20 protein-coding genes are annotated in these 25,230 nt (G+C 42.6%); 8 read left to right on the forward strand and 12 right to left on the reverse strand.

All coding sequences use genetic code 11. From position 1 onward, the window contains the following. Positions 1–361 precede the first annotated feature (361 nt). From rpsI to zapE, 3 genes are all read right to left on the reverse strand, one after another. Positions 362–754 carry a 30S ribosomal protein S9 gene (gene rpsI / locus K358_RS0116135; RefSeq protein ID WP_027697786.1) on the reverse strand — a complete coding sequence of 131 codons (393 nt, stop codon included), beginning with the start codon at positions 752–754 and terminating at the stop codon, positions 362–364. Positions 755–769: 15 nt separating this feature from the next. Next, the gene (gene rplM, locus K358_RS0116140) at positions 770–1,198 is read right to left on the reverse strand and encodes a 50S ribosomal protein L13 (RefSeq protein WP_017056029.1); all 429 of its coding nucleotides are present in this window, start codon (positions 1,196–1,198) and stop codon (positions 770–772) included. Positions 1,199–1,517: 319 nt separating this feature from the next. Continuing rightward, positions 1,518–2,618 (reverse strand): cell division protein ZapE, encoded by a 1,101-nt coding sequence (zapE, locus tag K358_RS0116145; protein WP_027697787.1) that lies wholly within the window; start codon positions 2,616–2,618, stop codon positions 1,518–1,520. 182 nt (positions 2,619–2,800) lie between these two features. On the opposite strand from zapE, the gene zapG reads away from it, so the two are divergent. The 4 genes from zapG (at position 2,801) to K358_RS0116165 (ending at position 6,846) form a co-directional block, all read left to right on the forward strand. Continuing rightward, positions 2,801–3,241: a Z-ring associated protein ZapG gene (gene zapG / locus K358_RS0116150; protein ID WP_027697788.1), complete on the forward strand. Its 441-nt coding sequence runs from the start codon at positions 2,801–2,803 to the stop codon at positions 3,239–3,241. A gap of 115 nt (positions 3,242–3,356) precedes the next feature. Continuing rightward, on the forward strand, positions 3,357–4,730 hold the full coding sequence (locus K358_RS0116155) for a Do family serine endopeptidase (RefSeq protein ID WP_027697789.1): 1,374 nt from the start codon (positions 3,357–3,359) through the stop codon (positions 4,728–4,730). 131 nt (positions 4,731–4,861) lie between these two features. Further along, on the forward strand, positions 4,862–5,926 hold the full coding sequence (gene degS, locus K358_RS0116160) for an outer membrane-stress sensor serine endopeptidase DegS (protein ID WP_027697790.1): 1,065 nt from the start codon (positions 4,862–4,864) through the stop codon (positions 5,924–5,926). A gap of 44 nt (positions 5,927–5,970) precedes the next feature. After that, positions 5,971–6,846: a DMT family transporter gene (locus K358_RS0116165; protein WP_027697791.1), complete on the forward strand. Its 876-nt coding sequence runs from the start codon at positions 5,971–5,973 to the stop codon at positions 6,844–6,846. A gap of 76 nt (positions 6,847–6,922) precedes the next feature. Here the strand turns inward: K358_RS0116165 and parC are convergent, their stop codons facing one another. From parC to nudF, 6 genes are all read right to left on the reverse strand, one after another. Then, positions 6,923–9,196: a DNA topoisomerase IV subunit A gene (parC, locus tag K358_RS0116170; RefSeq protein ID WP_027697792.1), complete on the reverse strand. Its 2,274-nt coding sequence runs from the start codon at positions 9,194–9,196 to the stop codon at positions 6,923–6,925. A 31-nt stretch (positions 9,197–9,227) separates the two neighbouring features. After that, positions 9,228–11,114 carry a DNA topoisomerase IV subunit B gene (gene parE / locus K358_RS0116175; protein WP_027697793.1) on the reverse strand — a complete coding sequence of 629 codons (1,887 nt, stop codon included), beginning with the start codon at positions 11,112–11,114 and terminating at the stop codon, positions 9,228–9,230. A gap of 206 nt (positions 11,115–11,320) precedes the next feature. Then, positions 11,321–11,890: an esterase YqiA gene (yqiA, locus tag K358_RS0116180; protein WP_226981007.1), complete on the reverse strand. Its 570-nt coding sequence runs from the start codon at positions 11,888–11,890 to the stop codon at positions 11,321–11,323. Between the two features lie 110 nt (positions 11,891–12,000). Next, positions 12,001–12,810 carry a 3',5'-cyclic-AMP phosphodiesterase gene (cpdA, locus tag K358_RS0116185; RefSeq protein ID WP_027697795.1) on the reverse strand — a complete coding sequence of 270 codons (810 nt, stop codon included), beginning with the start codon at positions 12,808–12,810 and terminating at the stop codon, positions 12,001–12,003. Between the two features lie 72 nt (positions 12,811–12,882). Next, complete coding sequence (locus K358_RS0116190; protein ID WP_027697796.1) at positions 12,883–13,305, reverse strand: DUF1249 family protein; 423 nt, start codon at positions 13,303–13,305, stop codon at positions 12,883–12,885. Positions 13,306–13,382: 77 nt separating this feature from the next. After that, complete coding sequence (gene nudF / locus K358_RS0116195) at positions 13,383–14,009, reverse strand: ADP-ribose diphosphatase (protein WP_027697797.1); 627 nt, start codon at positions 14,007–14,009, stop codon at positions 13,383–13,385. Between the two features lie 231 nt (positions 14,010–14,240). Here nudF and tolC point away from each other — a divergent pair, with 231 nt between their 5' ends. Continuing rightward, complete coding sequence (gene tolC / locus K358_RS0116200) at positions 14,241–15,602, forward strand: outer membrane channel protein TolC (protein ID WP_027697798.1); 1,362 nt, start codon at positions 14,241–14,243, stop codon at positions 15,600–15,602. A 131-nt stretch (positions 15,603–15,733) separates the two neighbouring features. On the opposite strand, the gene hldE is transcribed toward tolC, so the two are convergent. Then, positions 15,734–17,164 (reverse strand): bifunctional D-glycero-beta-D-manno-heptose-7-phosphate kinase/D-glycero-beta-D-manno-heptose 1-phosphate adenylyltransferase HldE, encoded by a 1,431-nt coding sequence (hldE, locus tag K358_RS0116205; RefSeq protein WP_027697799.1) that lies wholly within the window; start codon positions 17,162–17,164, stop codon positions 15,734–15,736. A 129-nt stretch (positions 17,165–17,293) separates the two neighbouring features. After that, positions 17,294–20,152 (reverse strand): bifunctional [glutamate--ammonia ligase]-adenylyl-L-tyrosine phosphorylase/[glutamate--ammonia-ligase] adenylyltransferase, encoded by a 2,859-nt coding sequence (gene glnE / locus K358_RS0116210; RefSeq protein WP_027697800.1) that lies wholly within the window; start codon positions 20,150–20,152, stop codon positions 17,294–17,296. Between the two features lie 129 nt (positions 20,153–20,281). Here glnE and K358_RS0116215 point away from each other — a divergent pair, with 129 nt between their 5' ends. Beyond that, on the forward strand, positions 20,282–21,037 hold the full coding sequence (locus K358_RS0116215; RefSeq protein WP_027697801.1) for an ion transporter: 756 nt from the start codon (positions 20,282–20,284) through the stop codon (positions 21,035–21,037). A 112-nt stretch (positions 21,038–21,149) separates the two neighbouring features. Here the strand turns inward: K358_RS0116215 and K358_RS0116220 are convergent, their stop codons facing one another. After that, a complete protein-coding gene (locus K358_RS0116220; RefSeq protein WP_027697802.1) occupies positions 21,150–22,673 on the reverse strand; it encodes a CYTH and CHAD domain-containing protein in 1,524 nt (507 codons plus the stop codon). Positions 22,674–22,926: 253 nt separating this feature from the next. On the opposite strand from K358_RS0116220, the gene K358_RS0116225 reads away from it, so the two are divergent. Together K358_RS0116225 and K358_RS0116230 are read left to right on the forward strand one after the other, a co-directional pair. Next, on the forward strand, positions 22,927–23,607 hold the full coding sequence (locus K358_RS0116225; RefSeq protein ID WP_027697803.1) for a TIGR00153 family protein: 681 nt from the start codon (positions 22,927–22,929) through the stop codon (positions 23,605–23,607). Positions 23,608–23,723: 116 nt separating this feature from the next. Further along, positions 23,724–24,983, forward strand: coding sequence for an inorganic phosphate transporter (locus K358_RS0116230; protein WP_027697804.1), 1,260 nt, complete (start codon positions 23,724–23,726; stop codon positions 24,981–24,983). Positions 24,984–25,230 lie beyond the last annotated feature (247 nt).

The following is a 25,230-nucleotide window of genomic DNA, read 5'->3' on the forward strand; positions in this document are numbered from 1 at the left end:
TTTAAATGATAAAGAAACCGCTACATAGAGACAAGGTAAAGCTACCTTTTAGTAACATCTGTGACCCATATTTGTTTAGGACTTCACAAAAGCGCCCAAAAACCCTAAATACAAGAGGATGAAGAATAAGCAGAAAGCTTAAAAGCTCCGAAACCTGTCGGATATTGCAAGATAATCAAACCCAAATGACACATTATGTAACATTTAGATTTTAAGGTGAATTTAGAAAAACAGGAGGGATTAGAAAGAAGATGTTTTCTATAGATACAAAAAAGCTCAGCCGAAGCTGAGCTTTTGTAACCACACACCAGAAAACTGGTGACGTTGATTTTGCAATACAGAGAAAACTCTGTAGAGAAAATTAACGCTTAGAGAATTGTGGTTTACGACGTGCTTTACGTAGACCAACTTTCTTACGTTCAACGCAACGAGCGTCACGCGTAACATAGCCAGCTGCGCGTAGAGCAGGACGTAGAGTTTCATCGTATTCCATAAGAGCGCGTGTGATACCGTGACGGATCGCACCAGCTTGACCAGAAATACCACCACCTTTAACAGTGATGTATAGGTCAAGTTTCTCTACCATTTCAACAAGTTCAAGAGGTTGTTTAACAACCATACGTGAAGTTGGACGACCGAAGTAGGTGTCTAGGTCACGTTTGTTGATTACGATGTTGCCGCTGCCTGGTTTGATGAAAACACGAGCAGCTGAGCTTTTGCGACGGCCAGTGCCGTAGTATTGATTCTCTGCCATTTCGATAATCCTCGATTAGATGTCTAGTACTTGTGGTTGTTGAGCAACATGGTTGTGCTCAGCGCCAGCGTAAACTTTTAGCTTACGGTACATAGCACGGCCAAGAGGACCACGTGGTAGCATACCTTTAACAGCTAGTTCAATAACCATTTCTGGCTTCTTATCAATCAGTTTTTCGAAAGTGATTGATTTTAGGCCACCAGGGAACTCAGAGTGACGGTAATAGACTTTACCTTTCGCTTTGTTACCTGTAACAGCTACTTTCTCAGCGTTTACTACGATGATGTAATCACCAGTGTCAACGTGAGGAGTGTACTCAGCTTTATGTTTGCCACGTAGGCGAGATGCAATTTCACTTGCTAGACGGCCAAGAGTTTTACCTTCAGCGTCTACAACATACCAGTCGCGTTTTACAGTTTCTGGTTTAGCAACGAAAGTTTTCATGCTAATAATACCCGTTTAATTTAAATTCATAGTTTAAGGAACAAGCAACCGCTTATTACCCTTAGGATAAGAAGCTCAAAAAGCTTATTCCCACTGTCTAAGAGTCCCATTCATCACCCCTTCGAGTCGTTGGTACTCTCGGCTTCGTCCATAGAACTTAGCCTGCAGTAACGGTGGGTCGCAGGATTATAGAGAAGAGTGAGGGAAAAATCATCTATTTTTACCAAAAAACTGAGATTAATTATAAAAACCGATGAATCACTAGTTAATTCTATATTTTAGTATAGAAATCTAGCCAGCACTGACTCACAACACCATATTAAGCCAAGTGTTCATTGGCTAAATAATCAAGACTCTGCATCTCGATTAAACGTGATTGGCAACGCTGGAATTCAAATTCAAGCTGCCCTTCACTATATAAAGACTCTAGTGCCACTTCCGCTGAAATAATTAACGTCACATTACGCTCATAAAACTCATCAACCAAAGCAATAAATCGACGTGCAGCGTCTTCTCTATTGCGCCCCATTTTCTTGACTTCAGAAAGCAACACCGTGTGGTACAAGCGTGATATTTCAATATAATCAGACTGGCTACGCGAGCTTTCACAAAGCTGAGAAAAGCTGGCATACAACACGCCATCGCATACGCCTTTAACCTCAATATTGCGATTATTAATCTCGACAGATTTAGTGTCTCGACATTCATCGCGGCTGAGTTGCAAGTAATAATGCTCTAAATTGGCCTGCGCTTTTTCGTCTAATGGAAAGTGGTAAATCTCGGCCTGCTCAAGGGTTCGCATTCGATAATCAATACCGCTATCAATATTCACTTCTATACATTGCTGTTCAATCAGCTTAATGGCCGGTAGAAAACGAGCGCGTTGTAAGCCGTTACGATACAGATCTTTAGGCGGAATATTTGATGTCGCCACCAGCACAATGCCTCGCTCAAATAACGCTTCAAACAAGGTCCCCAAAATCATCGCATCGGTAATATCGGAAACAAAAAATTCATCGAAACAAATAATATCCGCTTGTTGCTTAAACCTATCAGCGACTACTTGCAACGGATCGCTGACATCTTTTAAGCTAGAAAGCTCAGAATGCACCTTCTGCATAAAGCGATGAAAGTGCATGCGGCTCTTTTTTTCATAAGGCAGCGCATCAAAAAATAAATCCATCAGATAAGTTTTACCACGACCTACCCCGCCCCAAAAATATAGCCCTTTAGGAATGGTGACTTGAGCCTTCCGACCTAGCAATTTTGAAAATAAACTCGGTTTTTCTGGTCGAGTTGATACATACTCAAGAAATTGGTGATAAAGTTGATCCAGTTTCTCAACGGCATATTGTTGCGCTGGGTCATATTGAAACCCAGAATGTTCAATGTCGTGCTGATACTTTTGCTTAGGCGTCATCATTCAATGTCATCCATGAATACGAAATAAAGTGGAATATTGAGAAAAAACGGCCCATCTACGTTAGACGTTTTTAAGGGCAGTTTTTGCTTTATAGAGCAAGATTCTCATAGTACCATGTATTGCAAACATGTATAACACGTCGTAATAAACATGTTAAAAATCAATAGTAAGGAGCTTGTATGCCTTTTCTTTATGCTGCAGTAGGTTTGGTTATTGGTATCATTATCGGCATTATCGTTGCCCGTTTAATGACACCTGAGTACAAGAAACACAAACAACTACAAAAAGAACTCGATACTGCTAAATTTGAACTAGAGCAGCATCGCCAAGATCTTTCTGATCATTTTTCAAATGCCGCTGAAATGCTTGATACTCTTGGTAAGAATTACACTAAGCTTTACCAACACATGGCGCAGACTTCTACCGATCTATTGCCAAATATTCCTAAGCAAGATAATCCATTTATCACTCAAACCACTGAAGCGCCATCGGAAGAACGTAGTAAGCCTGAAGAGACGCCGGAGATTCAACCTAAAGACTACGCCAAGGGCTCAACGGGTTTATTAAAAGAACAACCAAAAACTTATGTTGATTCTCCAGAGCTGAATAAAGCGTCATAAATTTCTTTCATTAAACGGTTCAATTTGGGAACTTTGTAAAGGTTTTTAGTTCTATACCCAAGTCACTTGGGTATAATCCTTTAATATTGATTTTGTTCAATCAAGGAGTATTAGAATGAAAAAACCTTTACTTGTTTTGAGCGCTATCTCATTAAGCCTCAGTGCTATCCTTACCCCGGCTTCAGCTTCAGCCAGCCTTCCTAATTCAGTCGATGGCCAACAAATGCCAAGCCTAGCGCCTATGCTAGAGCAGGTAACGCCTGCTGTTGTCTCGGTGTTGGTTGAAGGTAAGAAAAATGCCAACAGTCAATCTATCCCTGAGCAATTTCGCTTTTTCTTCGGCCCTGACTTTCCTTCACAATCTCTACCTGAGAGACAATTTAGAGGATTAGGCTCAGGGGTTATTATTGACGCTAAAAATGGCTACATCGTCACTAACTACCATGTCATCAATGATGCCGATAAAATTCTCGTGGCACTGTCAGATGGACGAGAAGTTAAAGCGACGCTGATTGGTGGCGATAAGTTATCCGATATTGCGATCATCAAGCTCGACAAGAAAGTGTCCAACTTAGTACAAATAAAAATCTCCGACTCCGATCAATTGCGTGTCGGTGATTTTGCCGTGGCGATAGGTAACCCATTTGGACTAGGTCAAACCGTTACCTCTGGTATTATTTCAGCGCTAGGACGTAGTGGGCTCAACATTGAGAACTTTGAGAACTTTATTCAAACCGATGCGGCTATCAATACCGGTAACTCAGGTGGCGCACTGGTGAATCTCAACGGTGAGCTCGTCGGGATCAATACCGCTATTCTAGGGCCGAGTGGAGGGAACGTAGGGGTTGGATTTGCTATCCCCTCTAACATGGTAAAAAACCTAACCGAACAAATTATTGAATTCGGTGGCGTTAAACGCGGCATTTTAGGAATTCAAGGTGGAGAAATCACCCCCGATCTTGCCGAAGCCATGGGCTATAACAGCAGTAAAGGAGCATTTGTCAGCCAAGTACTGCCAGACAGTGCCGCTGAAAAATCCGGACTACAAGCTGGCGATGTGATCACTTCAATAAATGATAAAAACATTGATACTTTCGGAGAGCTAAGAGCGAAAATCGCCACTATAGGAGCTGGCAAAACTGTCAAGCTGGGCTTAATTCGTGATGGTAAAGCGTTATCTAAAACCGTGACCCTTGACGAAGCTGAACAAATTCAAGCCAGTGCAAGTGATATTCACCCGGGATTAGAAGGGGCGAAATTCAGCAATACCGACAGTAGCGATGCTATTTCGGGAATTAAAATTACCAATATTGCCAAAGGCTCATCTGCGGAAGCCTATCAACTACAACAAGGTGACATTATTATTGGTGTCAATCGAACTCGCGTGAAAAACCTAGCGCAAATGAAAAAAGTGCTCGAGCAAAAAACCAATATTCTGGCTTTAAATATCCAACGAGGTGATCGAACCATTTATCTTGTGGTGAAATAGAATCCTTTCAAACAGCATAAAGTCTAACTGAAAGAGAAGTTTCCCTGTAAACTTCTCTTTTCTTTGTTTTCCATCCAGTGCTATTCTTTGCCAAATCATCTCTTTTCTAATTCTGCCTATTTGAGGAAAAAATGCTTAAATTTTTGCTTCGACCTATTCTTATCGGGCTAGCAACAGCAGCGGTCATTCTTATTGCCGTTCCCTCATTACGTCAGGATTTAGTTCATATCGAAAGCGAATCTAAAGCTGAAAACATCGATGATGTCCAAGTTTCGTTCAGCCATGCGGTACATCGTGCCGGCCCTGCGGTGGCGAATATTTACAGTCGTCAATATGTTGAAGGCGATCGTTTAAAGCTTAAAACTCAAGGACTTGGTTCTGGGGTTATTGTCTCAGACAAAGGCTACATCATTACCAACTACCACGTCGTCGCACAAGCCGATCAAATCGTAGTCGCATTGCAAGATGGCCGAGTATCGAGCGCCCAATTAGTGGGATCAGATAAACAAACCGATATTGCGGTACTCAAAGTGGAAATGAATAACTTACCGGTTATTCCACAAAACTCACTGAGCAAAACCAAAGTCGGCGATATTGTTTTAGCGATCGGTAACCCTTACAACCTAGGTCAAACCACCACATTTGGAATTATTTCGGCTATTGGTCGCTCCTCTGTTAGTGCCGATGGCCGTCAGGCATTCATCCAAACCGATGCGGCAATTAACAAAGGTAACTCGGGGGGCGCATTAGTAAACACCCGTGGCGAGCTTATCGGAATTAATACCGCTTCATTTCAACAAGCTACCGACCTTGAAACTTATGGTATTTCTTTCGCTATTCCCTACCCTTTAGCTTATAAAATTATGACCAAAATTATTGCCGATGGTCGGGTGATCCGAGGTTACATAGGTATTGATGGTCAAGACATGAACGCGGTTGCCGCGCGCCTACTCGGCATTGATCATGTGAGTGGCATTATTGTACTAAGCATTGCTGAAGGTGGACCAGCAGACAAAGCGAGCTTAAAAGAAAAAGATGTTATCGTCGCTATTGATGGTAAAAAAGTCCTTAACAGCCAAAGCGTTATGGAAATGGTCACTGAACTGAGACCTGGCACTACGGTTGATTTTGATGTATTACGCGACGGTAAAACCATCACACTACCTGTGACCATCGAAGAAGATCCTAGGGATTAATTCGCCAAGTCCTTCTTAACTTTATAGTTCAATGGAAACCTAGTATGACATGGATATTGTTTACTTTGATGGCTGCCTTTATGCAGTCTTGGCGCAATGCTTTTCAAAGTAAATTATCCGCAGAGGTCAAAACACTCGGGGTCACACTGGCGCGATTTTTATGGGCTAGCCCGATTGCTGCACTGTACCTATTTGCCCTTTATCAAACCAACCCTGTCGCTTTACCCGAATTCAACACTCGCTTCGTTTCTTTTGTTATTGCTGCCGCTTTAATGCAAATCCTCGCCACCGCGCTAATGGTTCAATTATTTAAACTCAATAATTACGCGATTGGCGCCGGACTTGCCAAAAGTGAAGCGTTAGCCGCCGCTATTTTAGGCATGCTGTTTTTTGGCACTCAATTATCAACAGTCGGTTGGATGGGCGTCTGCTTAGGTGGAATTGGGGTGTTTATGTTAAGTACTACCTCTGGCATTCGAGGCATTTCCCTTTCAACCGTGTTACTCGGTTTATGTTGTGGCAGCGCCTTTGCATTGACCTCTCTGTGGATACGCGAAGCCAGTCTATCACTTAACTTACCATTCCCTTATAACGCTGCTTGGGTGTTGTGGTTAGTGATTAGCATACAAACGTTAATCTTGTTGGCTTATATTTTTATGACCGACAAATCCACCTTACAAGCCTTATGGCAACGCCCTAAACTGACCTTCCTTGCCAGTGCGACAAGTTGTTTAGGCTCTATTGGTTGGTTTAGTGCAATGTCACTAGAAACAGTGCCGTATGTTAAAACACTAGGACAAGTTGAAATATTTTTTACCATGATGATTTCAGTGCTTTGGCTAAAACAGAAAGTCAAAGTTAAGGATGGTTTAGGTTTGGTTCTGGTGGCGATTGCGGCAGTTTTAGTGATGTGGACATAGCCGAGTTGCGAAAAATTATAAAGCCGCTAAACAACTTGTCTAGCGGCTTTAATCCTTTTAATAACAAAGACAGAATTTACTCTTCTTCGTTACTTGTCGAACTATTGGCTTCCACTTCAATACGAGTCACACGTTGCAAGCCTCTTGGCAGCTTACCACCACGGCGGCCACGTTCACCTCGGAAGTTATCCAAATCAATCGGTTTCAAGCCTAGCTTACGTTTGCCTGCATATAAGGTCACCGTCACGCCATAAGGGATAGCAATTAATTGCGAGACCACTTCTTCACGTGTTTTAGCTTTGGCTGAAGGAATATTGATGATCTTATTGCCTTTACCTTTACTTAATTGAGGTAGGTCTTTGATCGGGAATAACAGCATTCTGCCATCATTGGTGATCACTAAGATCTCATCTTTCTCGATATCCGAAACCGGGCTAGGCGGTAGTACTTCAGCGTTTTCAGGAAGATTTAACAACGCCTTACCACTGCGGTTTTTCGATAATAGATCCGCACCTTTACAGACAAAGCCATAACCGGCATCAGAGGCAACTAACCATAACTGATCTTCTTCACCCATCAACACTTGGCGAATTTGGCTACCTTCGGCAATCCCTAAACGACCAGTGATAGGTTCACCCTGACTACGTGCCGAAGGAAGCGAATGAGACTCTAATGAATAACTACGGCCATCAGAACCTAAGAACACCGCAGGCTGGTTGCTCTTACCATGCGCCGAAGCAAGATAACCATCACCAGATTTATAGTTCAGTGTCGAAGCATCAACATCATGGCCTTTAGCATGACGGATCCAACCTTTTTCAGATAGTACAACCGTAATCGGCTCACTTGGAATCAAGTCACGTTCAGTTAAGGCTTTCGCTTCTGCACGTTCAACCAGTGGAGATCGACGATCATCACCGTATTTTTCCGCATCCGCTTGGATTTCTTTTTTGATCAAGGTATTTAAACGACGATCCGAACCCAGCAGTTGCTCTAGTTTTTGACGTTCTTTTTCTAACTCATCTTGCTCGCCACGCAGCTTCATTTCTTCAAGCTTGGCTAAGTTACGCAAGCGAGTATCTAAAATCGCATTAGCTTGAATTTCCGTAATTCCAAAGCGTGCCATTAATACTTCTTTTGGCTCATCTTCAGTACGGATAATGTCAATCACTTCATCAAGGTTTAGATAAGCAACCAATAAACCTTCTAAGATATGCAGACGATCGAGTACTTTGTCTAAGCGATGTTGCAAACGACGGCGTACTGTGGTTTTACGGAATTCAATCCACTCAAGCAGAATTTGAACTAAACCTTTCACTTCAGGACGATTATCTAAACCGATCATGTTTAAGTTAACACGGTAGTTTTTCTCAAGATCGGTTGAAGCAAATAAGTGGTTCATTAACTGATCACAATCGACACGGTTTGAACGCGGTACAATCACAATACGAGTTGGATTTTCATGATCCGATTCATCACGCAGATCATCGACCATCGGCAGCTTTTTAGCGCGCATTTGGTTGGCGATTTGCTCAAGCAATTTTGCACCAGACACTTGGTGAGGCAATGCAGTTATAACGACGTCAGAGCCTTCTTTGTGCCATATAGCGCGCATTTTAATGCTGCCACGACCAGTGCGATAAATTTTTTCGATATCAGCTGGTGCCGAGATAATTTCCGCTTCCGTTGGGTAGTCTGGGCCTTTAACATGCTCCATCACCTCGCCCAATTCGGCTTTCGGATTATCAATTAAATGTACTGCTGCACCAGCAATTTCACGCACGTTATGTGGCGGAATATCGGTTGCCATACCAACCGCAATACCGGTAATACCATTAAGTAAAATGTGCGGCAAACGCGCCGGCAGCATTTTCGGCTCTTTCATGGTGCCATCAAAGTTTGGCGCCCACTCCACCGTACCTTGGCCTAACTCACCTAATAACACCTCAGCAAACTTAGATAGTTTAGCTTCGGTATAACGCATCGCAGCGAAAGACTTAGGATCATCCGGCGCACCCCAGTTACCTTGACCATCAACTAATGGGTAACGGTAAGAAAACGGCTGAGCCATCAATACCATGGCTTCATAACAGGCTGAATCACCGTGAGGGTGGTATTTACCGAGTACATCACCGACGGTACGAGCGGATTTTTTATATTTTGCTGCAGCCGATAAACCAAGCTCAGACATCGCATAAATAATACGACGCTGTACTGGTTTGAGGCCGTCCCCGACATACGGTAAGGCACGGTCCATAATTACGTACATTGAATAATTTAGATACGCATCTTCAGTAAATTTGCGCAGGGCTAACTGTTCAACGCCATCAAATGTCATTTCAGAACTCATTGATTAACCTTAATTCTTTTCTATAAAGGGCTTATAGCTCTACGTCTGCTTGATCACCATAGGCTTGTAGCCAATTACGACGGTCTTCCGCACGCTTTTTACCGAGTAGCATATCCATCATTTCTATGGTTTGCTCATTATCATCAACGGTTAATTGCACTAAGCGACGAGTATTCGGATCCATGGTCGTTTCACGAAGTTGTAATGGGTTCATCTCACCCAAACCTTTAAATCGCTGTACGTTAATTTTGGCTTTCTTATTGCTTAATCGCTCTAAAATGCCATCTTTTTCTGCTTCATCTAGGGCATAAAAGACTTCTTTACCACAGTCGATACGGAACAAAGGCGGCATGGCAACATACACATGGCCAGCACGAACCAAAGATTCAAAATGACGCATAAATAGCGCACAAAGTAGTGTCGCGATATGCAAACCATCGGAGTCCGCATCGGCAAGAATACAAATTTTACCGTAGCGTAAACCATCAAGATTATCAGTATCCGGGTCAATGCCTAGTGCAACCGAAATATTGTGAACTTCATCAGAGGCAAGAACTTGGTCTGAAGACACTTCCCAAGTATTTAAGATCTTACCACGCAGTGGCATAATCGCTTGAAATTCACGATCACGAGCTTGCTTGGCTGAACCGCCCGCCGAGTCCCCTTCCACTAAGAAAAGCTCGGTACGGTTTAAGTCTTGTACTGAACAATCGGTCAATTTCCCCGGTAGCGCTGGACCAGAAGCGACTTTTTTACGCACCACTTTTTTACTAGCACGCATACGACGGTGCGCATTGGCAATGCAAGACTCTGCAAGTAACTCTGCTATCTGTGGTTTTTCATTAAGCCATAAACTAAAGGCATCTTTGACCACGCCAGAAACAAACGCCGCCGATTGACGAGAAGACAAGCGCTCTTTAGTTTGACCAGCAAATTGTGGATCTTGCATCTTAATCGACAGGACATAAGCACAACGATCAAAAATATCATCACCGGTTAGTTTCACGCCGCGTGGCAGCAAATTACGGAATTCACAGAACTCACGCATTGCATCCAGTAAGCCTTGACGTAAACCATTAACGTGAGTACCACCTTGAGCGGTGGGGATCAAGTTAACGTAACTTTCGGTAATTAAATCGCCACCTTCTGGCAACCAAATAATCGCCCAATTAGCCGCTTCAGTTTGCGCGATAAACTCACCAGTAAAAGGTTCTTCAGGCAACACTGGGAAGCCTTTCACACCTTCAACTAGGTAATCTTTCAAGCCATCTTCATAAAGCCATTTATGAGTTTTATCGTTCACTTTATCGATAAACTCAATTTCAAGGCCAGGGCACAATACCGCTTTAGCGCGTAAGTTATTGATTAATCGACTAACGGAGAAGTTGCCAGAATCAAAATAAGAAGCATCTGGCCAGAAATGAACACTGGTTCCAGTATTACGACGACCACAAGTACCGGTGACTTCAAGTTCAGAGACTTTATTACCATTTTCAAATGCAATTTCATACACTTGAGCATCACGTCTAATCGTCACTTCGACACGTGTAGATAAGGCATTCACAACTGAGATACCTACCCCGTGCAAACCGCCAGAGAATTGGTAGTTTTTATTTGAGAACTTACCACCAGCATGCAGTTTACAGAAAATCAGCTCCACCCCTGAGATTTTTTCTTCAGGGTGAATATCGACTGGCATACCTCGACCATCATCTGTCACTTCAACCGATTGGTCAGCATAAAGGGTCACTTGCACTTTAGAGGCATGACCGGCTAAGGCTTCATCGACACTGTTATCTATAACTTCTTGCGCCAGATGGTTTGGACGTACGGTATCGGTGTACATCCCTGGGCGACGGCGAACCGGCTCGAGCCCATTTAGGACCTCAATCGCACCAGCATTATATTGTTCAGTCATAATAAAAAGATATTCTCAAAAAAGATGGTAGCCATTTTGGCATACAAATGATGTCACATGGTATTAATTAGAAATATACTCTGTATCCCCATATACAATGTCAAGTTAAGCCACAAAGCCAAATTTAGACACAAAGAAAGAAAGGATTCTATAGCTATCCCCAAACAACCTCAAGATACGAGTTTCACACGATAACGGTAAACACACTACAGTTGCAAAAACTCAATAATTTGTTGTGGGTAACGTTCAAAATTCACGAAACTATGATTGCCACCGACTTCAACAGTTGAGCGACTATGCTGATATTTATCTACCGCTTGACGATAATCGAGCACTTCATCGCCTTCTTGCTGTAATAACCAGAAATCTTGAGGCGTTCTAAGGCTTGCCACTTCAAGTGCTTTAAGCTCTAAAATATGTTTCTGTTCTAATACGTAGTGCTGCTGAGTATAAGGATTGGTTTGTTGACCAAGGAAGTTAACCAATAACTCATAAGGACGAACCGCGGGATTGATCACCACCGCTCGACAACTATATTTATCATTTAACCAAGTTGCTAAATAACCGCCGAGTGAACTCCCCATCAGACCAATATTATAATCCCGGTGGTGGTTGCTCACAAAGGCATCTACATAATCTGCTGCACGCTTAGGAAAATGAGGAAGTTGTGGGATCTCGAGCTTAATATCAGGGCGATGTTGCTGACAGTATTGACGAATAACATTGGCTTTATGGGAACCGGGAGAGCTATTAAAGCCATGTAAATACAGCAACATTGAAGGTTTGGACACGATATTCTCCTCAGTTTTTGTTGAGGTTCAATTCTACACCTAATTGGTATTCTGAAGCCATCGTGCCAAGCCTGATTTATCCATTATCGTGTGATTTAATAACCTTGAGCCTCAAAGTTTGGTAAGAACTCCTCTCCCTCCAATCGATACACTTGGGTCTCAAGCTGACCGTTGGCTTTCAAAATCAAAGAACGCCAACCTGGAGCTACCTTATCAAGGGCAAAATCATTCGATTGAGGCTTAAACTGAATGCAAGTCGATGGGCTCGTCAGCACCTCAACACCTTGATGAACTTGATGGAAGTCTTGGTGAACATGACCACATAATACCGCTTTCACATTATTAAACGGCTCTAGCGCTTTCCAGAATGCATCGCTGTTATGTAAGCAATGCTGATCAAGCCACTGACTACCCACCAATAATGGGTGATGGTGTAATAACACTAGGCTAAAACGGTCAGGGTACGCAGATAGGCAACCCGATAAATACTGCAGTTGTTGCTCAGTCAAAAAGCCATGTGGACTACCTTCTGCTTGGCTATCCAATAAAATGACTTGCCAATACTGGCCAACCAACAGATGGGTATCTTGTTGAATTTGGGTAGAAGGATAAACACTTTGCATGCTTGGTTGGTAATCGTGATTGCCCGGTAACCAATAACAAGGCTTATTCAAAGGGGCGATGCCTTGTTCAAAATTGGCATAAGATTCATCGGTGTGATCTTGCGATACATCCCCAGTCATAATCAAAGCATCATAAGCGAGTGCTTGTTTTTTAATATCAGCAACCACCGCAGAAAAGCTACTTAAGGTGTTCACACCAAGCAACTCCCCTTTGTCATCCGCAAAAAGGTGGGTATCGGTAATCTGAACCAAGGTTATATCTTCACGCTCTGGTTCAATCATAGTGGGAGAATCTTTTTTCAAGGCTGCTAACTCAAATATGCTATGGTTGAAATTAATAAGTTGGGATTGACATTAATAAATCGGGGCGCGGCTAATTCCGTGCCTTAAACAAAAGCTTAACCACTCACCAAGAAATTGGTTTACTTGGAACTTTTCGTCCTTTTGCATCATTTTTTTATTAGGATAATCATAACGCGCTTCTACCCGCGAAATCTGCTCACTAGCACACACTTCCGCAACCCGAGCATCATGATATAAGCGCACTTGCATGCGTGGCAGTGGAAATACTGGACGGGCATCACATTGAAAAACATCCACTAAAGTCGTGTAACGCGTAATCTCTTTAACTTCTAATTGATAAGCCATTTGCGAGACTTGATACGAACGCGTATCTCCTACCGTAGGATCAAACGGCAGTAAAGAATTCATTTTGGCATAATTGGTTTCATACACTCGCATTAAACCCGCCAGATCAACATGATACGTTTTTTGCATTAATAACCTTAGAAACCTTTTTCTAGAATATTTTTAGTCATCAAAACACTGAGATGGTTCATCGACTATAGGTGTCTTTACTCAGCCCAACGCTGTTTGATCTTTTGATTATTTAACTCTAACCATAGTAGAGCTATGATAGTGGCACCATTTTCAATTACACCAGATTCGACCAGCTGATACGCTTGCTGACGACTCATTACATGCACTTGAATATCTTCATCCTCATCATCAACCCCGTGAACACCAGAAGCTGAACTGGCATCGACTTGGCCAATAAACACATCTAAGGTTTCAGAACAGCCGCCAGATGAAGGATAATAGTGGCTAATATGTTGTACTTCGCCAATGTCAATGCCAGCTTCTTCTTTGGCCTCACGTCGAACCACTTGATCGAGAGGCTCATCCTTATCATTAATACCAGCGATAATTTCTAATTGCCAAGGTGATGAGTGCTCTAGTGCACCAACTCGAATTTGCTCGATTAATACCACTTGGTCACGGGTAGCATCATAAGCCAGTAAAGCGGCGGCATGACCTCGCTCAAACATTTCACGAATAACCGGCTGACTCCAGCCACCAGCAAATAAACGATGCTTAAAGGTGTATTTCACTACTTTAAAAAAGCCATTAAATACGGTTTCTTTACTCGCAATTTGAACGTCACTAGGCTGAAAAAGCGACTTAAATGGTTTAAAGTTCATAGTGAAACTCCTTTTTATCGGATCAGGGATCTAATCACGATAATAATCAATCAACAAGCGTTGTTATAAATTTATTTGATAAACATTGAATTTTTTTTAGTTTTTACTTATTTTATTATCCATCCGGATAGCAAATGGTAAAATAGTGTAAAAGTTTGCATAACATTCTAGCTACTTAGGTTACAATCTAAGCCATGTTGTCTATTAATTTTTATAAGCGGGAAAAGAACCATGAAAAAACTGCTTCCACTTATCATTGGCCTTACTCTAGGTGGCGCTCACCTTGCACACGCTGATGATCTGGCAGAGATTTATAATCAAGCAAAAGAAAACGATCCTCAATTATTACGTTCAAAAGCAGACCGTGACGCCTCCTTTGAAGCGATCGAGTCAAGCCGCGGTGACCTTTTACCTCAAATTAATTTGACCGCGGGTTACAATATCAATCGTAATATTAATAACCACAGGGGCTCGCATTCTGTTTCAGGCCCAGCAATTAGCTCTCAGTCTCAAAACGAAAGAAATACTTTCACAGCAGGCGTGGACTTCTCTCAAGAACTCTATCGTCGCGACAGCTGGGTAAATTTAGATATTGCTGAGCAAAATGCTCGCCAACAAGATTCAGCCTACGCCGCAGAGCAACAGGCAATGATTTTGCGGGTTTCTCAAGCTTACTTTGACGTATTGCAAGCGCAAGATAACCTAACCTTTATCCAAGCAGAGAAAAAAGCGGTAGGTCGTCAACTTGAGCAGACGAAACAACGTTTTGAAGTAGGTCTATCAGCAATCACCGATGTACACGATGCACAAGCGCAATACGATAGCGTATTAGCCGATGAAATTTTGGCAAAAAATGATGTGACTAACAGCTATGAGGCGCTACGTGAAATCACTGGCCAAGATCATAAAGATCTAAGCGAACTAGATACCAAACGTTTTGCAGCCAATGTACCGCAAACTAACCAAAATGCATTGGTTGATGAAGCGCAGCAGAAAAACTTAGATTTATTAACCGCTCGTATTGCTCAAGATATTGCCAAGAGCAATATTTCTTTAGCTCAATCAGGCTATTCTCCATCGCTAACACTCGATGGCGGTTATCAATATTCAGATATTGACGCCCATGATGACCATTCGTATCAAGGAAACTATACGAGTAATGATTACAATGTTGGTATTAATTTAGTCGTTCCTCTATACCAAGGTGGCACAACTAACGCTGACGTGAAAACCGCTCAATACCAATACGTATCAGCAAGTCAGCAACTTGAAGCGACTTACCGTAACGTAGTGAAAAATGTTCGTGCTTACTACAACAACATTAACGCTTCGATTGGTTCAATCCGTGCTTACGAGCAGTCTGTGATTTCTGCTAAATCGGCATTAGAAGCAACGGAAGCTGGTTATGAAGTAGGTACTCGTACTATCGTTGACGTATTAGATGCAACACGTCGTTTATACGATGCTAACCGTCAGCTTTCTGATGCACGTTACAGCTACGTACTAAGTGTGCTTCAACTAAAACAAGCGGTTGGTACATTGAGCGAGCAAGATATTCTCGATATCAATGCAGGTCTTAAACGTCCATCATAATCTCTGATCTGACAACAATCAGAGCTTTTGATTCTCGCTTAAAATAAAACGCCACTTCAATTGAAGTGGCGTTTTTGTATCTCTTTAGGTTAGTTAATTAATTTGATTGGTATAATTCAAAGCAGAAAGAATTAACCTTTACCACCTTTAATTGCATTGATGATTTCTGAAGTGGAACAACCATCTTCAAAGTTTAATACTTTTACTTCTCCACCCGCAGCGATCACCTCTTCACCACCAGCAATCTCTTCTGGCTTATAATCGCCGCCTTTAACAAGAATACTTGGTAGTACTTCTGAGATTAATCGCTGTGGCGTATCTTCGCTAAATGGTACCACCCAGTCTACTGCGCCAAGACCCGCTAACACTGCCATGCGGCGATCAGTTGGATTCACCGGGCGACCTGGACCTTTGAGACGTTTTACTGACGCATCTGTGTTAACCGCCACGATGAGCTTATCGCCAAGCTCTGCGGCATTATTTAAATAAGACACATGCCCTGCATGCAAAATATCAAAGCAGCCATTGGTCATCACCACTTTTTCACCACGCGCACGCGCACGTTTGACCGCTTCAATTAAAGCAGACTCACTGATCACGCCATAATCGGTATCTTTACTACCATGGATCGCTTCAGCTAATTCAATGGTTGATAGCGTTGAAGTACCCAATTTACCAACCACAACACCTGCTGCCGCATTCGCTAATGCACAAGCTTCTTTTAAATCTTTACCCGCGGCAACCGAAGCGGCTAATACTGAAATAACAGTATCACCAGCACCCGTCACATCAAACACTTCTTGCGCTTGAGTTGGTAGGTGGAATGGTTCTTCACCACGGCGTAATAGTGTCATGCCATGCTCACTACGTGTCACCAATAACGCTTCGAAATCGAACTTTTCAATCAGAGCTAAGCCTTTTTCTACTAGTTCTCGTTCGTTCTTGGTTTTACCTACGACCAGTTCAAATTCTGATAAATTTGGAGTAAGTAAGGTTGCGCCACGGTAGCGTTCAAAGTCGGTACCTTTCGGATCAATAAACACTGGAACATTGGCCGCTTTGGCTTGCTGAATCATGGTTTGCACATCGTCTAATGCGCCTTTGCCATAATCAGATAGAATCAATGATTTCACTTGAGGGAGGTATTGCGCCATACGCTCTAGCATTGGTTTAGAGTCAACATCTTCAAAGCTGTCTTCAAAATCTAAACGAATCAATTGCTGGCCACGGCTCATCACTCGTAGCTTAGTAATCGTCGGTAGATTCGGCACGGTAACAAAATCACAAGTGACATTGAGTGACGATAACTTTTGATTTAATACTTGAGCGGGTTCATCTTGACCGGTTAAACCGACTAATTTTGCATTGCCACCTAATGCCGCGATATTCATTGCAACGTTTGCTGCACCGCCCGGTCTTTCTTCATTATTTTCAATTTTAACTACCGGTACTGGTGCTTCAGGCGAAATACGACCTGTTGGGCCATACCAGTAACGGTCTAGCATTACATCACCAATGATCAATACACCAGATTGAGCGTAATCAGGCAAAATAGGTTTCATACTGTTCTCCGCATGCTTAACGAATACATCATTTTCATTAAGCTAAAATTAACGTTGTTAAGCCGATAATATCACAGGCTTATATAGCCAAGTAACTCAAGATGTAGAATTCAGCAACTGAGCTTGTATTTAGTCACTGTGTTGAACAAACCAGTGCTGCCATTGTGCAATAACACAATCTCTTTGCTCAGTAAAACGAGAGTCATCAACATCGACATCTAAGTTTAGCAAGTTTCTATGATGCGTTTCATTACGCAGGCAAGTATAGGCCGCTATTAATTGCTCAGAATCTTGAACTGTCATTAGTCCTTGTTCGGCAGCCTTTTCCAAAATACGCACATTATCCGACCATTGGGTTAAAGGCGAATGAGTGTGGCTATATTGCAACACCAAATATTGCACTAAAAACTCAATATCGGTAATACCTCCTTTATCTTGTTTAAGCATAAAACGGCCCGGCTTCTTGGCGCTTAAGTGCTCACGCATTTTCTCTCGCATATCGCTAACTTCTTGGCGGAGTTTTTCACCATCTCGCTCTTTAGTAAGTACGTTATGTCGAATGTGACTGAAGCTTTCCACTAGTTGAGCATCGCCGTAAATAATCCTAGCTCGTACTAATGCTTGATGCTCCCAAGTCCAGGCTTGTTGCAATTGATATTCTTCAAAGGTTTCTGTTGCACAAGCCAGTAAACCAGATGTACCAGAAGGCCTTAGGCGAGTATCCATTTCATATAAAATACCCGATGGCGTTCTCACAGAAAAAATATGCACAATTCGCTGCGCTAGCCTTAGGTAAAATTGGCGACCATCAATTTCTTTTTGCCCTGTGGTATAAACGTTGGTTGGGCAATCATGCAAAAACACTACATCAAGATCTGAGTTATACCCTAGCTCCCAACCGCCCACTTTGCCATAACCGACCACCGCAAAGCCGCGGCCTTCTCTATCGGCTAAATGACTCGGCTCACCGTATTTTTCAGTGAGTTGCAGCCACGCTTGTTGTACCACGGCATCCACTATCGCTTCTGCCAGATACGTTAAGTGATCGCTTACTTTCATCACAGGAAGTACCCCTGCAATATCGGCAGCCGCAATACGCAAAATACAAATCTGCTTAAATTGGCGCAGCGCTTCCATTTGCTGCTCCATATCATCTTCTGGAATGCGCGCTAGAAAATCACGTAACTCAGAGCGATACTGATGTAACTCAATAGGGTTATACAATTGCTGAGGATCGATTAACTCATCTAGTAAAATCGGATAGCGACCTAGCTTTTCAGAAACCATCGGGCTTGCAGTACATAGGCGGACTAGCTGCTTTAACGCTCCGGGATGCTCTTCTAACAATTCTAAATATGTCGTTCGAGTCACGATTCGATTCAGTAGATGTAATACTCTCGCCAAACCAAACTGGGCATCTTTATGCGCAAAAACCATCTCGAAGACTTTAGGCATTAAGCGAACAAGCACTTCACGTCCGCGTGGACCCAGCGTCTTTTTGGCAAGATCTTGCTTAAAACGAACGATCACTTCAGCTAAAGCCACCGCATGTTCCGATCCAACATCTTGCTGCAAAATAGTTTCTAATACATCCGCTTCACTGGCCATATCCCACATTTCAATAAAATGCGGTGCAACCGAATCTTCGGACTCCTCTTCCTCACCGATTAAATCAACAAAAACTTGATGAACATTCTGCATATGTTGGAAGGTGGTTTGAATTAGTGAAGACCAATCAGGCATCGACATAGCAAAGGCTAAACGCTGCTGATCAAGCTCATCATCAGGCAAGGTTTGAGTTTGCTTATCACCAATCGCTTGCAATAAGTTTTCCAGGCGACGTAGAAATAGATAAGATTCACGCAAGGTTTGCACTTCATGTGACTCAAGCAGACCAAGCTCATCAATCGCGGTTAAGGTTTCCAATAAGCCTCGCCCTTGCAAACTCGGCTCTCGCCCACCACGAATTAATTGAAAAACCTGCACGATAAATTCAATTTCACGGATACCGCCTGCGCCAAGCTTAATGTTATTGCTCAAACCGCGGCGACGCACTTCAGCACTGATCATCGACTTCATGCGGCGCAAAGATTGGATCGCACTAAAATCAATATAACGGCGGAACACAAACGGCCTAAGCATCTGACGCAGCTCTTGATATTGAGGATACATTTCACAGCCCATCACGCGAGCCTTCACCATCGCATAACGTTCCCAGTCACGACCTTGTTCTTGGTAATAATCTTCTAGTGCGGCATAACTCATCACCAATGGGCCACTTTCGCCAAATGGGCGTAACCGCATGTCAACTCGATAACAAAAGCCATCAAAGGTAGTCTGATCGAGCGCTTTGATCACACGTTGACCTAGGCGAGTAAAGAACTGGGCATTATCTAAGCTGCGACGCTTACCTTGAGTTTCGCCATTTTCTGGGTAGGTAAAAATTAAATCAATATCCGAAGAAAAGTTCAGCTCAGCACCACCGAGTTTACCCATACCAATAATCAGCATAGGTTGGGCTTCTCCTTGCGCGTTGCACGGCGTTCCCCACTCTTCACAGCATACTTTGTATTGCCATTGATATGCTTCAACAATCATCGCCTCCGCCAACATCGACAAATGCTGCAAGCTCGTTTCTAGAGGCCATTGTTGCAAAAAATCACGCCAAGCAATGATCAACATTTCTTGACGACGGAATAGCCGCAGTTGATGCAAAAAGTCGATTTCATTGCCACATTGCGATAACCGTTGCTGCAACTCCTGACGATAATTCTCAGCACGTTTATTTACTTTAAGGAGTTGAGGCAACTGTTCGAGTAACGTCTCATCACTCATCAGAGATTCAGTAATAAAGTCGCTTAGACCTAAAACAGTTTCGAGCTGCTGCTTTTCGTCTTGTGACCAATCTTGTAAGCTATTTGAATGACGCTCAAGCAATGTAGTGAATGCAGAATCAGAAAGGGCTTGTAGCGCAGCAGGCAAACTCATAGAAACTCCTTGTTTCATTAATAGGCCATTATATTGGTCGTTTATCTTGTGCATGATAAAGTGCGGATACTTTATACCCTAGTCACTTAGGTATATTCTACGTTAGAAATCAATTAATAAGGAAACACCATGGCTAAGGTGCATAACGGCTCCGATTTTAAACCAATGAGCTTAATGTCATTATTGCTTTCGTTTATCTCAGTCGGCATTGTCATTTATTTGCTCCTGTTTCCAGTCGATCAAGAAACCCGCCATACCTTATTAGGCATAGATACCGCCATTTGTATTCTCTTTTTACTGCAACTGACGATTGATTGCTGCCGCTCTGCACACAAATTAGACTATTTGGAATCCCATTGGCTAGATATCGTCGCCAGCATTCCTACCATTGAAATCCTTCGACTTGCTCGAATCTGGCATATTATCAGAATGCTGTCCCTATTCCGCTATAGCAACTCTTTTATCAAGCAAGTCAAACAGAACCGTAAAGAAGCAACCTTAGCAACTATCTTCACTTTATTGATCATTTTAGTCTGCAGCGGCTCTATTTTTATGTTGATGTTTGAACGTGATGCGATCGATAGCAATATCCATACTGCCGGAGATGCCTTGTGGTGGAGTTTAGTCACTATATCTACAGTAGGTTATGGTGATCACTATCCTGTCACCGTTGGTGGCAAAGTACTCGCTACGGCAATGATTATCTGTGGTGTGGGGATATTCGGTATGATTTCTGGTTTGATCACATCAATTTTAACTTCGCCGGTAAAAACCGAAGCAGAAGATAATAATGCACTACAACAATTGCTATCTCAGCAACAAATCATGCTCGATAAAATAGAACGCTTAGAGCAACAGTTACAGCAGAAGAATCGAGATAGTTAGAATCGAAAGAGCTAGCTTCATTGACTTCAAATATTCAACTAGCAGAAATAACAAAGGGATCTTTCGATCCCTTTGTTCGTTATTGGATTGAATCAATCATGAATTGCGCCGATTAATTATTTCGATGCCAATATGGAGCAGCTTCAATACAACGAGCACGCGTTTGCTCCATGGCATGTAGAATCGACATTTCTTGACGTCTTATCCAGCGCTCTAACTGTTCTTTATCCGATTCTTCAAGATCAGGTAATAACTGTTGTAATGGCTCTAGAGTCAATAAATCATCAATCCCTTCCAACAAGTCTACCCAAGGCAAACGAAATTGAGTACGCAACTCTAAATCGAACAAGTAAGCGAACGCCAACCCAGTAAGCAAGTTACGTTTCAAGCGAGATTGCTGATCGATATAATCTTGGCGCGACAACTCACGCTCAACTGGAAAAGCTTCAATTAGCTCTGCCCAGCTGCGATCTAACTGCTTCATCGCAAAAGGTTTAACGTCTTGTGCCATTTTTTCACGCGCTTTGTCGTCTAAAAATGGTTGCCAACCTTTCGATAAAATCCAACGACTTAAATCCAGCAATACTGCGGTATAACGTGCAGACTCAAATAACTTTAAAATCAAATCTGAACTAGGTAGAGCTTCTTTTTGTTCATTCAGTACCGCAACCAGTTGCTTTTGGCAATCAAGCTTACGCAAGGTATAGCCTTTATCTTCGGTTAAATCCTCTAAATACTGCGAGGTTTTCAACCAAGATAACTCTTCTTCTAACCATTTGAACTCTTGGCGCAATAACGCACTAGCACGGCGAGGAATGATCCCGCCATAAACCGTAAACAACTGACGAATAAAGTGAATCGCATAATCTATTTGCTCTAACGCTTCTACCGTTTTTTGCTCACAGTAGATTTGTTCATGGTAATGCCAGTGCGACAAGCCATGTTCTAGCGATTGAACAAAACACTCTTCTACGCTGAATTTTGGGTCCGTTTCAATTAAAGAAAAATCTAGCACCGGATCGGACTCGTGGTTTTGCGCTAAACGATAACCGCGAGCCGCTTTACTTAAATTACCTAAACGCATGCCACCTTGATCAGACAAAATGCGCGCTAAAGTAAACAAGGATTCGGTTTGCCCTGATTTCAGTTCTAACTCTACTTCACAAATAGGTGACTGTTTGTCGCCTGCAACCACGACACCTTGATCGAAAGCCACTTCTATTTGACTTCCATCCGGCATGCTCAATAACCATTGCTCACGCTCAAAGTTGGTGGCGAAGAGCGGGACAATTTGCTGTTGTAAGACAGATACTTCTCGGCCTGCTGGCCAAATATCATCTGGGTGAAGTAAAAGATTCGGTTCATTACTGGTATGCTCAGCATTGTATTCGGGACGTTGATGCAGGCCCGCTACGACTCTACCAGACGTTTTAACCGTCTGAACATACACGCCATCGCTTTGACGAATCCGCAAACCAATATCATGGTCGCGTAACCAAGAATCGGCGGTATCAAAATAAATATTGCCAAGCTCTTTTCTACTATGCTGTAGGACTTTGGTCTCGGCAATTTTTTTCTTTAAAATATCTGTGAAATCAGGTGAAACAAAAAACTTAAGTTCTATCTCGGTTTCCATAGTGATACCTATTGTGAATTACCCAGAAAGGATATTGCGGAATTGAGTAGTGAGCAAGAGAGAAATATATGATCAAATTACTTGGACATACTTATAACTCACAATAATATGATCTGCAGATAACATGATCTAAAATAGTATGAATGCTTTTCAGATTAAGTTAACATGCGCGACTTTATAGCACAGTCCAGTATTTGAGCTAAAGTTAAGCCAAATGTCCAATGGGTTATATTTTTTTGTAGGTCGAATAACCATGCCAGTAAATACGATAATGGGGTTATTTGCAAAGTCCCCTATTAAGCCTTTGCAAGAACATGTTGTATGTGTGAACGAATGCTGTTCTCACCTAATCCCTTTTTTTGAAACTTGCGCCAAAGGCGACTGGGAAGAAGCGAATAACATTCGTGAAAACATCTCTCGTCTAGAGCGTGAAGCTGACGTATTGAAGCGCGAGATCCGTCTCAAACTTCCACGTGGCCTTTTCATGCCGGTAGATCGTACCGACATGCTTGAACTCCTCACTCAACAAGACAAGCTTGCTAACCTTGCAAAAGATATTGCAGGGCGCGTGATTGGTCGTCAGTTGGAAATCCCAACTCAAATGCATGAAGCGTTTATTGCTTATGTATCTCGTTGCCTTGACGCTGCAAGCCAAGCTCAAGAAGTTATCCACGAATTGGACGAACTACTTGAGACAGGCTTTAAAGGTCGTGAAGTGACTCTTGTTGCCGAAATGATTAACCAACTAGATGAAATTGAAGATGACACTGACACGATGCAAATTGAGCTTCGTCAGCAGTTAATGGCAATTGAATCTAAATACAACCCGATTGATATTGTATTCCTATACAAGATCCTTGAATGGGTTGGTGGTATTGCCGATCAAGCACAACGTGTTGGTGCTCGTTTGGAAGTCATGCTGTCTCGTTCTTAACGTTCGACATAGCTACAATAAATAAAACAGTAAAAAATAACTGATGCGGTAAGTGCAGGGTGTGATTCCTTGCGCCCAACTTACCTAAATTGTTATCTCAAAAACTAGGTATTACGATGGATATCCTCGCAAACTACGGCACTATTTTAATTTTAGTTGCAGCGTTCTTTGGTTTCCTAATGGCTGTTGGTATTGGTGCAAATGATGTTGCCAATGCAATGGGCACATCTGTTGGTTCTAAAGCGCTAACAGTAAAGCAAGCAATTGTTATTGCTATGATTTTTGAATTTGCTGGTGCTTATCTGGCAGGTGGCGAAGTAACAGACACCATACGCAAAGGGGTGATTGACACCTCATACTACACCGCCCAACCGGACGTTTTAGTATACGGTATGATGTCAGCCTTACTTGCGGCAGGTACATGGCTACTTTTGGCCTCTTATATGGGATGGCCAGTATCAACGACTCACTCAATTATTGGCGCCATCATTGGTTTTGCTTGTGTTTCAGTAGGTACCGAAGGTGTTGATTGGCATTCAGTGCAAGGTATCGTTGGCAGCTGGATTGTCACGCCCTTTATCGCTGGTTTTTTTGCCTATGGTATCTTTGTCAGTGCACAACGGCTGATTTTCGATACTGAAAACCCAGTCCACAATGCGAAACGTTTTGTACCGGTTTACATGTTTATTACCACTATGGTAATCGCTCTAGTTACCATCAAGAAAGGCTTAAAGCACATTGGCCTGCATCTAACTCATAGTGAAGCTTGGATGTATTCAGCATTGGTTTCTGCTCTTGTAATGGTATGTGGTTATATCTATATCAGCAGAAAATTTGCCGGTCAAAAAGAAGACCATAGCTTTGCCGGTGTTGAGAGTATCTTTAGCGTATTAATGGTTATCACAGCGTGTGCGATGGCATTTGCTCATGGCTCAAACGATGTAGCTAATGCAATTGGTCCACTATCTGCTGTAGTATCAACTGTTCAGAATATGGGTGAATTAACAACGAAAAGCGCCATCGCATGGTGGATCCTTCCTCTGGGCGGTATCGGTATTGTGGTGGGTCTTGCGACTATGGGTCACAAAGTAATGGCAACCGTTGGTACGGGTATTACTGAACTAACTCCTAGCCGTGGCTTTGCGGCTCAACTTGCAACCGCAACTACCGTGGTATTGGCATCTGGTACTGGTTTACCTATCTCAACGACACAAACCTTAGTGGGTGCGGTATTGGGTGTTGGTTTTGCTCGTGGTATCGCAGCATTGAACCTAGGTGTAGTACGTAATATCGTGGCATCTTGGATCATTACCCTGCCAGCAGGTGCAGTGCTTTCTATTGTATTCTTCTACGCAATTCAAGGCATCTTTGCATAATACAACCCCGCTATCGTCGTAAGGCATTCTGTCATAGCTATGTCATAATTTTTGCGACAAGGTAAAAAGAGGGAGCGAAAGCTCCCTCTTTTGTTGCACCTCAAGCTGAAACTTCTTACTATTCGATAAGCTCTTATCTATCCAATTCTGGGGGATATTTAAGGTGTCTGGTTTTATCAGGCTATTGAAACAGTTAATTACTGTTCATCTCCTTTAGATGTATATAAATGAAAAAGCTTTATTCAAC

It is taken from the genome of Vibrio litoralis DSM 17657, from assembly GCF_000426765.1.
GTDB lineage: Bacteria > Pseudomonadota > Gammaproteobacteria > Enterobacterales > Vibrionaceae > Vibrio > Vibrio litoralis.

Coding starts and splice junctions, on each gene's coding strand:
- rpsI (WP_027697786.1), bottom strand. CDS start 754: ATGGCAGAGAATCAATACTACGGCACTGGCCGTCGCAAAAGCTCAGCT.
- rplM (WP_017056029.1), bottom strand. CDS start 1,198: ATGAAAACTTTCGTTGCTAAACCAGAAACTGTAAAACGCGACTGGTAT.
- zapE (WP_027697787.1), bottom strand. CDS start 2,618: ATGACGCCTAAGCAAAAGTATCAGCACGACATTGAACATTCTGGGTTT.
- zapG (WP_027697788.1), top strand. CDS start 2,801: ATGCCTTTTCTTTATGCTGCAGTAGGTTTGGTTATTGGTATCATTATC.
- K358_RS0116155 (WP_027697789.1), top strand. CDS start 3,357: ATGAAAAAACCTTTACTTGTTTTGAGCGCTATCTCATTAAGCCTCAGT.
- degS (WP_027697790.1), top strand. CDS start 4,862: ATGCTTAAATTTTTGCTTCGACCTATTCTTATCGGGCTAGCAACAGCA.
- K358_RS0116165 (WP_027697791.1), top strand. CDS start 5,971: ATGACATGGATATTGTTTACTTTGATGGCTGCCTTTATGCAGTCTTGG.
- parC (WP_027697792.1), bottom strand. CDS start 9,196: ATGAGTTCTGAAATGACATTTGATGGCGTTGAACAGTTAGCCCTGCGC.
- parE (WP_027697793.1), bottom strand. CDS start 11,114: ATGACTGAACAATATAATGCTGGTGCGATTGAGGTCCTAAATGGGCTC.
- yqiA (WP_226981007.1), bottom strand. CDS start 11,890: ATGTTGCTGTATTTACATGGCTTTAATAGCTCTCCCGGTTCCCATAAA.
- cpdA (WP_027697795.1), bottom strand. CDS start 12,810: ATGATTGAACCAGAGCGTGAAGATATAACCTTGGTTCAGATTACCGAT.
- K358_RS0116190 (WP_027697796.1), bottom strand. CDS start 13,305: ATGCAAAAAACGTATCATGTTGATCTGGCGGGTTTAATGCGAGTGTAT.
- nudF (WP_027697797.1), bottom strand. CDS start 14,009: ATGAACTTTAAACCATTTAAGTCGCTTTTTCAGCCTAGTGACGTTCAA.
- tolC (WP_027697798.1), top strand. CDS start 14,241: ATGAAAAAACTGCTTCCACTTATCATTGGCCTTACTCTAGGTGGCGCT.
- hldE (WP_027697799.1), bottom strand. CDS start 17,164: ATGAAACCTATTTTGCCTGATTACGCTCAATCTGGTGTATTGATCATT.
- glnE (WP_027697800.1), bottom strand. CDS start 20,152: ATGAGTTTGCCTGCTGCGCTACAAGCCCTTTCTGATTCTGCATTCACT.
- K358_RS0116215 (WP_027697801.1), top strand. CDS start 20,282: ATGGCTAAGGTGCATAACGGCTCCGATTTTAAACCAATGAGCTTAATG.
- K358_RS0116220 (WP_027697802.1), bottom strand. CDS start 22,673: ATGGAAACCGAGATAGAACTTAAGTTTTTTGTTTCACCTGATTTCACA.
- K358_RS0116225 (WP_027697803.1), top strand. CDS start 22,927: ATGCCAGTAAATACGATAATGGGGTTATTTGCAAAGTCCCCTATTAAG.
- K358_RS0116230 (WP_027697804.1), top strand. CDS start 23,724: ATGGATATCCTCGCAAACTACGGCACTATTTTAATTTTAGTTGCAGCG.